The following is an 8,441-nucleotide window of genomic DNA, read 5'->3' on the forward strand; positions in this document are numbered from 1 at the left end:
GGTCATGACTGTGCAGCGGAGCTTGTTCCTGGTGGAGTACGGCATCGGTGGCCTGTGCCGGGTGCCGCTTGCGCTGGTGCGGTCATGACGGCCGAACTGGTGCCGTTGCGGGCCGGCTTCGACGTCGCCTGGCTCGGCTTCCGGCGTGACCAGGTCCGCTACTTCGTCAACACCGCCGAACGCGATTTCGCGCTGCTGGAGGCGGACCGCGACGCCGCCGAGGCCAGAGCGCTGTCCCTGGCGCGGAACCTGGAAACCGCCCGCGAGGAGAACCGCGAGCTCCGCGACCGGCTCGAGAACTTGTGCCGCAGGCCGTTGTCCGCGGAGTCCGTGGGCGAACAGCTCCGGCACGCGGTGGACACCGCACTCGCCCACGCGGCCTCGATCGCCGAACGAGCCGGTGCCGTTCAAGCGGAACACCGCGAGCTGCTCACGACGAGCCGCACGCAGCTGGCCGACCTGGCGCGTGAAGGCGAGGCCCGGCGGCGCGCCCTCGACGACGCGGCGGACCGGCGTCGAGCCGAGGTCGCGGAGGACTTCGAGCTGGCGCTGGCGTTGCGGCGCAAGGAAGCCCTGCGCGACATCCACCTGATGGAGGAGACCGCGCGCCAACGGGTGGAGGTGCTGCGGGAGCACCGCGATCGGGTGGCCGGCGTGCTGCGGACGGTCCACGCGCTGCTGGGCAAAGCGGCCGAGCACCTGCGCGCCGGTGACGCCCGGTGAAGATCCTTCCCTTGGCGCTGGCCCAGTTCATCGCGAGCTACGCGGCCACGAACATGAACGTGGCGATCAGCACGATCGCGGACGACCTCGGCACCACGATCACCGGTGTTCAAACGACTATCACCCTGTTCACGCTCGTCATGGCCGCGCTGATGGTGCCGGGCAGCAAGCTCACCGACAGCTGGGGCCGCCGCCGCTGTTTCGTGCTGGGCCTGGCGTTCTACGGCACGGGCGCGCTGCTCGCCGCTCTCGCACCTGGAATCGTCCTGCTCACCACGGGTTATGCGTTCCTCGAAGGCATCGGATCCGCGCTGATGATCCCGCCGATCTACATCCTGGCCACCGCGCTCGCCACTGACAGGACCCAGCGGGCGCGGTGGTTCGGGATCGTCAGCGGCGCGGGCGGGCTGGGCGCGGCGGCCGGACCGCTGCTCGGCGGACTGGTGACGAGCGCGTTCAGCTGGCGTGCTTCGTTCCTGCTGCAGGTCGTGGTCGTCGCCGTGATCATCTTGCTGGCGCGCGACCTTCCCGCACCACAGCGGAATCACCGGAGGTTCGACCTCCTGGGCGCGGTGTTGTCCGGCGCGGGCATGGTTCTCGTGGTGTTCGGCGCACTCCGCACCACCTGGTGGTCCGCTGTCGCGGGCGTCGCGGTGCTCGCGCTGTTCGGGTGGCACATCCGCCGAATCCCGGAGCCGTTGTGCGAGCCGAAGTTGTTCCGCGACAGGACGTCCAACTTCGGCCTGGGCACTCAGCTGATCCAGTGGCTCGTGCTGCAGGGCACGTTCTTCGTGTTGTCCGTGCACCTTCAGCAGGTTGAGGGGCTCAGCGCGATCGAGACCGGCCTGGCACTGCTGCCCGCCACGATCGGCATGCTCGTCACGTCGGCCCTCGCCGGCAGACTCGCACGCAAGCACCCCCAGAACAGGTTGATCCGCGCGGGTTTCCTGCTCACCATCGCCGGCACGCTGCTGGTGCCGAACGGGTTGTTCCTGATCGGCGCGGGCATCGGGATCATGCTCACCGCGTCGGTGAACGTGGTTCAGTCCCGATGGCCCGACGCGGACCAGGCGGACGTGTCCGGGGTGTCGCGCGCGGTCTCCAACCTCGGCTCGTCGCTGGGCGTCGCGCTGGTCGGCTCCATCGTCGATCATCGCGCGGCGCTCACCCTGCTCATCCTGTTCGGGGCAACGGGACTCGTGCTCGCGCTGTTCATCCGGAACGACGCCGCACAGCCAGCAGAACGACCTTGAGAGCCACACCCAGCACGAGCAGGTCACCCACCATCTGCACGGTCACGACGATTCGCGCCAACGGGGAAACCGCCACGATGTCACCGAATCCGACCGTGGCGAACACCGTGACGACGAAGTAGAGCGCGTCCGTGCGGCTCAACGAACAGTTGAAACTGTCCGGCTGATGCCGTGCCAGCAGGAAACAGGCGTTGGCGAACATCAGCAGGAACAACGGAATCACCATTGCCAGCGTCTGCACGCCCTGCCACACCGGCCGGGTGGACCGTGCGATCAGCCGCACCTGTCACCACAGCACCACGATGACCAGGGACAGACCGGAGACCAGCAGCAGCACCCCGACTGTCGCCACGGGTCGCACCACCGCCGCGATCATCGCGCGGCTCAAGCCGTGAACGTCTCCTTGAGCAGCTTCTCCTGCTCCGCCGAGAGGTTCGTGGTGATCAGCTGAGCCCCGGTCTGCTTGAACTCATGAGCGACACGATCGACCACCGCGTGCTCGGACATGACGAACAGCGCGGACGTGCCGGGCGTGACGCTCTCCCGGACGTCCTGCACGAAGTCGTCGTCGATGCCCGCCCGCGACAACGATCCCGCCAAAGCGCCGACCCCGGCACCGATCGCCGCGCCCAGCACCGGGATGAAGAAGATGAGCCCGAACAGCAGGCCCCAGAACGCGCCACCGAGCGCGCCCGCGCCGGTGAGCTTGCCGAGCTCCTTGGTCTTCGGTCGTTTCGCGTCGTCCTCCCAGTAGACGTAGGCCGTGTCGCGGATCGTGATCAGCTGTTGTTCCTGGAGTTTTCGCAACAGGTCGAGCGCGGTGCGCGCCCCGTCGGAGGTGTCGAACTTCCACACGGTCAAAGTGGCCATGCCCGGAACTCTGCGAGAGACCGCACACGCGAGTCCTCACCCGCGACGGGTGAAGATCGGTGCACGACGCCGGTGCCACGGTTGCCGCACATACCCGAGACAACGGAGGCACCATGCGGGAAACAGGCTGGCTCGGCTGGATCTGGTTCGCGGGCATCATGATGATCGTCATGGGGTCCTTCAACGCCATCGAGGGACTGGTGGCGTTGTTCCGCGGCGAGTACTACGTCGTGACGGAACAGCAGGTGCTCGTCTTCGACATCACCGGGTGGGGCTGGATCACCCTGCTGCTCGGTGTGCTGGTGGCGCTGTCGGGCGCCGCGCTGCTGTCCGGTGCCGCGTGGGCCAGGGTGGTCGCCGTGGTGCTGGCGGTCGTGAACGCGGTGGCGCAACTGGGTTTTGTGTCGGTGCACCCGCTGTGGTCCACGATCGTCATCGCCTTGTGTGTCACGGTGATCTGGGCGGTGGTCGTGCACGGCCCAGAGGCGGATGTCATGTCCGACCGGCTTGAGCAGACACATCACCGTTGATGCCACGCGCACTCACGATCCTGCTCGGTGGCGCGGCCGCGGTCGTCGTGGTCGCCGGTGTGCGGGCGGTCGCGTGGCTGGTGGCGCCGGCGATGCTGGCGTTGCTGGTCGTGATCGCGGTCAGCCCGGCGCACCGGTGGCTGCGCGGCCGCGGCGCGCCGCCGTGGCTGGCGACGGCGGCAGTGGTCCTTCTGGTCTACGGTGTGCTCGCGGTCGTCGCCGTCACAGTTGTCGGGTCAGGCGCACGTCTGGTCGCGACGATGCCGGAGTTCGCACACCACGACCTCATCCGAAGAGCCGAGCACGCACTGAACGACATCGATCGCGGCCGGCTCGTCGGGGTGATCGGCGGGCTGCTGACGGATCTGACGAGCCTCACCACGAGTCTGGTGTTCCTGTTGGCGCTGCTGCTGTTCCTCGGTGTCGAGGTGGGCGCGTCGCACGGCAGGCTGGCCGAGATCGCGATGGACCGTCCGCAGCTGTGTGAGGCGCTCACGGAGTTCGTGCGCCGAACGCGTCGGTACATCCTGGTGACGACGGTGTTCGGGCTCATCGTGGCGGCACTGGACACGGTCGCGCTGGCGTTGCTGGGCATTCCGCTGGCGGTGCTGTGGGGTGTGTTGTCGTTCGTCACCAACTACATCCCCAACATCGGGTTCGTCCTCGGGGTGGCACCACCAGCCGTGCTCGCACTGCTGCAGCACGGCCCGCGCAAGGCGCTGGCCGTGCTGGCGTTCTACGGAGTGCTGAACTTCGTGGTGCAGTCGCTGATCCAGCCTCGTTTCACCGGTGACGCCGCCGGGCTGTCGACCACCTTCACGTTCCTCGCCCTGGTGTTCTGGGCCTGGGTGCTCGGCCCGCTCGGCGCGTTGCTGGCGGTGCCGCTCACCGTGCTGGTGAAGGTGCTGCTGGTCGACCTGGACCCGGCGGCGGGCTGGGCGGCGGCGTTGCTCAGGCCGTCACGAACAGATGACATCCCCATGGCCCCAGCTCCACGTACAGCTGACTGACGGGCTCGTGGACGGCTCCACCGTCCAACAGGTCAGTGAACTTCTCCGGCCAGCCCACGGGCAACACCCCCTGAGCCGGCTGGTCGGAGAAGTTGACTACCACGACATGCCGTGCGCCGTCGGCGGCTTCCCATTCCCACGCCAGAAGCCGTTGGCACGACTGGTTGTCCGGCCATCCCTCGGCTTCGAGCAGTGACCAGTCGCCGCGCCGCACACCGTGGTCCGCGACGACCGCGAGCAGCCGCCGGTACCAGGCCGCGAGGTCGTGGTCGAGCGATTCGACCGGGCGCCGGGCCAGGAAAACGGGTGGTCGCACGCGCCTGCCCTCGAACTGGCCCTCGTGCCACAGCGTCGCGCCGGGCAGCGTGGCGATCACGACCGCGGCTGCTCGTGCGGCACCAGCGTCGAGCTCGCTCAGGATCCGCGGTTCGTCCTGGTTCTCCAGGAACCGCAGCAACCGCGCTTGATAACCGGGATCGGCGCGCAGATGCTCACGCACGCCTTCAACATCGCCTGAAACGAGCCGGTCGTAGAGCCGTTTGTCGTAGCAGAAGTTGAAACCCTGCTGCTGCAACGCCCACTCCATGTCCCAGTAGGCCTCGGCGATCAGCACGGTCTCGGGGTGCAGCGCCCGCAGCCCGCCGATGATCTCCGGCCAGAAGTCCCGCTCCGGCGCGGGAAGGCCCCACGTCCGGGAGAAGACCTCGTTCGTCACGAGCATCGCCATGTCGCAGCGGATGCCGTCGCAACGGGCCGCGACGCTGGCGAGCGTCATCGTGGCCGCGGCCCGGAGTGCGGGCGAGAACGCGTCGAGCTGCACGACGTCGGGCCACGGCGGGAAGTACGGGTCACGCCCGAGTTCGATCTCACCGTTCTCCTTGCGCAGGAAGAACTCCGGGTGCTCGGTCACCCACGGGTGGTCCGGCGCCACGTGGTTCGGCACGTAGTCGAGGACCAGCCGCACCCCGCGAGCTGCCAGCTCGGCCCGTGCCCTGGCCAGGCCTTCGTCGCCGCCGAACTCCTCCGCCACGACATAGCGCCGCACGCAGTAGGGCGACCCGAGGACGTCCTCGGCCTGAAGATCGGGCAGTGCTTCGTGGAACGACGCCCGCAGGCCGGCGTGCGCGTTCGCGATCGCCAGGCCCGGCAAGCTGCGTTCCCACACACCCATCAACCACACCGCGTCGACTCCCGCGGGTGTCACGGCGTGCCAGGCGGGCGCGGGGACGTCGGCGAGCGTGATCAGCCGTCCGGCTTCGCGCGACAGCTCGCCGAGCCACACCGCGGTGTTGACCTCGTAGATCACGGGTTCTTCCGGCCAGCTCATCGCGTCACCACCTGGGGGAGCAGGGCGACGAGCGCGGTCCACCCGGTCTGGTGGCTGGCACCGAGACCCGCGCCGTTGTCGCCTTGGAAGTACTCGTAGAACAACGGAAGACCCTGCCAGTGCGGATCTGTCGCATAACGCTTCTGTCCACCGTGGACCGGACGCATGCCGTCCACCCCGCACCGGAACGTGTCGAGCAGCCGCTCACTGAGGTCGTTCGCCACCTCGCGCAACGTCAGGTACCGCCCGGAACCGGTCGGGCATTCCACGGTGAAGCCGTCGCCGAAGTACTCGTGCAGGTGCAGCAGGGCGCGGATGACCAGCGCGTTGATCGGGAACCACACCGGGCCGCGCCAGTTCGAGTTGCCGCCGAACATCCCGTTGTCGGACTCGGCGGGCAGATACCCGACCCGGTGCTCCACGCCGTCCACGACGAGTGAGTACGGATGCCGCTCGTGCCACCTCGACAGCGACCGGATGCCGTGAGGGCTCAGGAACTCCTGCTCGTCGAGCATTCTGGCGAGAATCCGGCGCAGGCGGTCCGGGTCGAACAACGAGAACAGCACCGGCCCCGTCGCATCGGCTTGCGTGCCGTGCCCCCACAACGCGTTGCGCACCGCCGGATGCCGGTCGAGGAACTCGCGCATGCCGTCGACCAGGCCGGGATGGTCGCGCCGCACCTCAGCGTTGATCACGGTCGCCGCGGCCAGGGGCAGCAGGCCGACGGCGGACCGGACTTTCAACGGTGTGGCGCGACCGTCCGGATGCCGCAGCACGTCGAAGAAGAAACCGTCGTCCTCGTCCCAGAGGCCGCTGCCGACGTGGCCGGTGGCGGCGGCGATCCAGGCGAGGTTCTCCAGCAACGTGGCGGCGTGCTCCAGGTACGCGGGGTCGTGCTTGCCGAGTTCCAGGGCCATCTGGACGAGGTTCTGGCAGTACAGGGCCATCCACGCGGTGCCGTCGGCCTGGTCGATCCGCCCGCCGGTCGGCAGCGGCGCGCTGCGGTCGAACACCCCGATGTTGTCGAGCCCGAGGAACCCGCCCTGGAACAGGTTGCGGCCGTCGGCGTCCTTGCGGTTGAGCCACCAGTCGAACGTGCGCAGCAACGGGTGGAACACGCGCTTGAGGAACGCCTTGTCGTGGTCGAGCTGGTAGATGAACCACGCCGCCCATGCGTGCACGGGTGGGTTGACGTCGCTGAAGTTCCACTCGTAGGCGGGAATCTGGCCGTTCGGGTGCAGGTAGCGGCGTGTGAGCAGCAGCTCGATCTGCCGTTTGGCGAGGTCAGGGTCCACTGTGGCCAGTGGGACGGCGTGGAAGGCCAGGTCCCAGGCAGCGAACCACGGGTACTCCCACTTGTCCGGCATCACGATGACGTCCTCGGCGATGAGGTGCCGCCAGTCCTGGCCGTGGGTCGTCCTGGCCGTGGGTCAGCGGGTCCACGCCGCGTTCGGTGAGCCAGCGCTCGACGTCGAACGCGTAGTACTGCTGAGACCACAACAGACCCGCGAGCGCCTGCCGGCACACCAGTCGTTCGTCGCTGCTCGGGTCGCCTTGCAGCACCTCGTCGTAGAAGTCGTCGGCCTCGGTGCGCCGCCGGCTGATGACGGCGTCGAAGTCCGCGAACGGATCGGTGTTGCCCTGGGCAGTGAGCCGGATCCGGACTGTGGCGCTTTCTCCTGCGGGGATGCGGAGTTCGTGGTGGGCGGCGGCTTTCGTGCCGACACCGTCCGGTGTGACGGCGGTGAGCTCGCCGTGGATGACCGCGCGCTCGATGCCGTCCTTGAGAAACGGGATGGTGTTGGGAGAACCGAACACGCGCGCGTTGTCAGTCTCGTTCTCCGTCACCAGGATCGGCACCGGTTGCTCCACGTACCACCACCACGTCCCGAGTTCGGCGTGCTCGGCGCGCACGGTGCTCGGCAGGCAGGTGTGCAGTGAGGGCACGCGGTCGTCGCCCGCCCAGGACCACGTGTGGCGGAACCACAAGGTGGGCAACAGGTGCAGGGCGGCCTCTTCTGGTCCGCGGTTGTGGGCGGTGACCCGCATGAGGATGTCCTCCGGGCCTGCTTTGGCGTACTCGATCTCCACGTCGAAGTAGCGGTTGTCGTCGAACACGCCGGTGTCGAGCAGCTCGTACTCGGGCTCGTTCCGGTCGCGCGCGGCGTTGGTGTACCTGAGGTCGTCGTACGGGAACGGCTGCTGCGGGTACTTGTAGAGCATCCGCAGGTAGGAGGCTGTCGGCGTGGCGTCGAGGTAGAAGTAGCACTCCTTGACGTCCTCGCCGTGGTTGCCCTCGGCGTTGGTGAGGCCGAACAGCCGCTCCTTGAGGATCGGGTCCTTCCCGTTCCACAACGCCAGCGCGAGGCACAACCGCTGCCGGTCGTCGCTGAACCCGGCGATTCCGTCCTCGCCCCAGCGATAGGCGCGATAGCGGGCCTGGTCGTGGGTGAACGAGTCCCACGCGTTGCCGTCGCCGAACGCTTCTCTGACCGTGCCCCACTGCCGTTCGCTCAGATATGGCCCCCACTTCCGCCACGGACCGGGTTCCGCGAGCCTCTGCTTCTCCACGTCGCCACCTCTCGTCTCCGGCTGTTTCCCCAGGCTGGTACGGAGATCGGGGTGACGGGTCACCCGTGGCGGATGAATTGGCCACTCGTCGTGGGCTGTGGATCGGGCGAGGATGACGGGATGGCGACCGCGTTCGCGGGCGGCGGGACGTGACTGG

The 8,441-nt window shown here is 68.2% G+C and carries 9 protein-coding genes; 4 read left to right on the forward strand and 5 right to left on the reverse strand.

Going from position 1 to position 8,441, the window contains the following annotated elements:
- The first annotated feature begins 84 nt into the window (after positions 1-84).
- Positions 85-723 (forward strand): hypothetical protein, encoded by a 639-nt coding sequence (locus UK23_RS54755; RefSeq protein ID WP_045318379.1) that lies wholly within the window; start codon positions 85-87, stop codon positions 721-723.
- Positions 720-1,976: an MFS transporter gene (locus UK23_RS47060; RefSeq protein ID WP_045318380.1), complete on the forward strand. Its 1,257-nt coding sequence runs from the start codon at positions 720-722 to the stop codon at positions 1,974-1,976. The genes UK23_RS54755 and UK23_RS47060 overlap by 4 nt, the downstream gene beginning before the upstream one ends.
- Here UK23_RS47060 and UK23_RS47065 read toward each other — a convergent pair.
- Complete coding sequence (locus UK23_RS47065) at positions 1,936-2,259, reverse strand: potassium channel family protein (RefSeq protein WP_052685674.1); 324 nt, start codon at positions 2,257-2,259, stop codon at positions 1,936-1,938. The genes UK23_RS47060 and UK23_RS47065 overlap by 41 nt on opposite strands.
- 101 nt (positions 2,260-2,360) lie before the next feature.
- Positions 2,361-2,846, reverse strand: a complete 486-nt coding sequence (locus UK23_RS47070; protein WP_045318381.1) for a DUF1269 domain-containing protein — start codon at positions 2,844-2,846, stop codon at positions 2,361-2,363.
- Positions 2,847-2,959: 113 nt separating this feature from the next.
- Between UK23_RS47070 and UK23_RS47075 the strand changes: the two genes are divergently transcribed.
- Positions 2,960-3,376, forward strand: a complete 417-nt coding sequence (locus tag UK23_RS47075) for a DUF7144 family membrane protein (RefSeq protein ID WP_045318382.1) — start codon at positions 2,960-2,962, stop codon at positions 3,374-3,376.
- A complete protein-coding gene (locus tag UK23_RS47080; protein WP_045318383.1) occupies positions 3,376-4,386 on the forward strand; it encodes an AI-2E family transporter in 1,011 nt (336 codons plus the stop codon). The genes UK23_RS47075 and UK23_RS47080 overlap by 1 nt, the downstream gene beginning before the upstream one ends.
- Here UK23_RS47080 and UK23_RS47085 read toward each other — a convergent pair.
- Genes UK23_RS47085 through UK23_RS53475 form a run of 3 tightly spaced genes read right to left on the reverse strand, consistent with a single transcriptional unit; the run spans position 4,328 to position 8,284 of the window.
- Entirely contained in the window at positions 4,328-5,713 is a 1,386-nt protein-coding gene (locus UK23_RS47085) for an alpha-amylase family glycosyl hydrolase (protein ID WP_045318384.1), read from the reverse strand. The two genes, UK23_RS47080 and UK23_RS47085, sit on opposite strands and share 59 nt — an antisense overlap.
- Positions 5,710-7,080, reverse strand: a complete 1,371-nt coding sequence (locus tag UK23_RS53470) for an MGH1-like glycoside hydrolase domain-containing protein (protein ID WP_419503937.1) — start codon at positions 7,078-7,080, stop codon at positions 5,710-5,712. Before UK23_RS53470 ends, UK23_RS47085 begins: the two co-directional genes overlap by 4 nt.
- Positions 6,998-8,284: a hypothetical protein gene (locus UK23_RS53475; RefSeq protein ID WP_052685676.1), complete on the reverse strand. Its 1,287-nt coding sequence runs from the start codon at positions 8,282-8,284 to the stop codon at positions 6,998-7,000. The genes UK23_RS53470 and UK23_RS53475 overlap by 83 nt, the downstream gene beginning before the upstream one ends.
- Positions 8,285-8,441: the final 157 nt, after the last annotated feature.

The organism is Lentzea aerocolonigenes (genome assembly GCF_000955955.1).
Lineage (GTDB): Bacteria > Actinomycetota > Actinomycetes > Mycobacteriales > Pseudonocardiaceae > Lentzea > Lentzea aerocolonigenes_A.

Coding starts and splice junctions, on each gene's coding strand:
- UK23_RS47085 (WP_045318384.1), bottom strand. CDS start 5,713: ATGAGCTGGCCGGAAGAACCCGTGATCTACGAGGTCAACACCGCGGTG.
- UK23_RS53470 (WP_419503937.1), bottom strand. CDS start 7,080: ATGCCGGACAAGTGGGAGTACCCGTGGTTCGCTGCCTGGGACCTGGCC.
- UK23_RS47080 (WP_045318383.1), top strand. CDS start 3,376: ATGCCACGCGCACTCACGATCCTGCTCGGTGGCGCGGCCGCGGTCGTC.
- UK23_RS47070 (WP_045318381.1), bottom strand. CDS start 2,846: ATGGCCACTTTGACCGTGTGGAAGTTCGACACCTCCGACGGGGCGCGC.
- UK23_RS54755 (WP_045318379.1), top strand. CDS start 85: ATGACGGCCGAACTGGTGCCGTTGCGGGCCGGCTTCGACGTCGCCTGG.
- UK23_RS47075 (WP_045318382.1), top strand. CDS start 2,960: ATGCGGGAAACAGGCTGGCTCGGCTGGATCTGGTTCGCGGGCATCATG.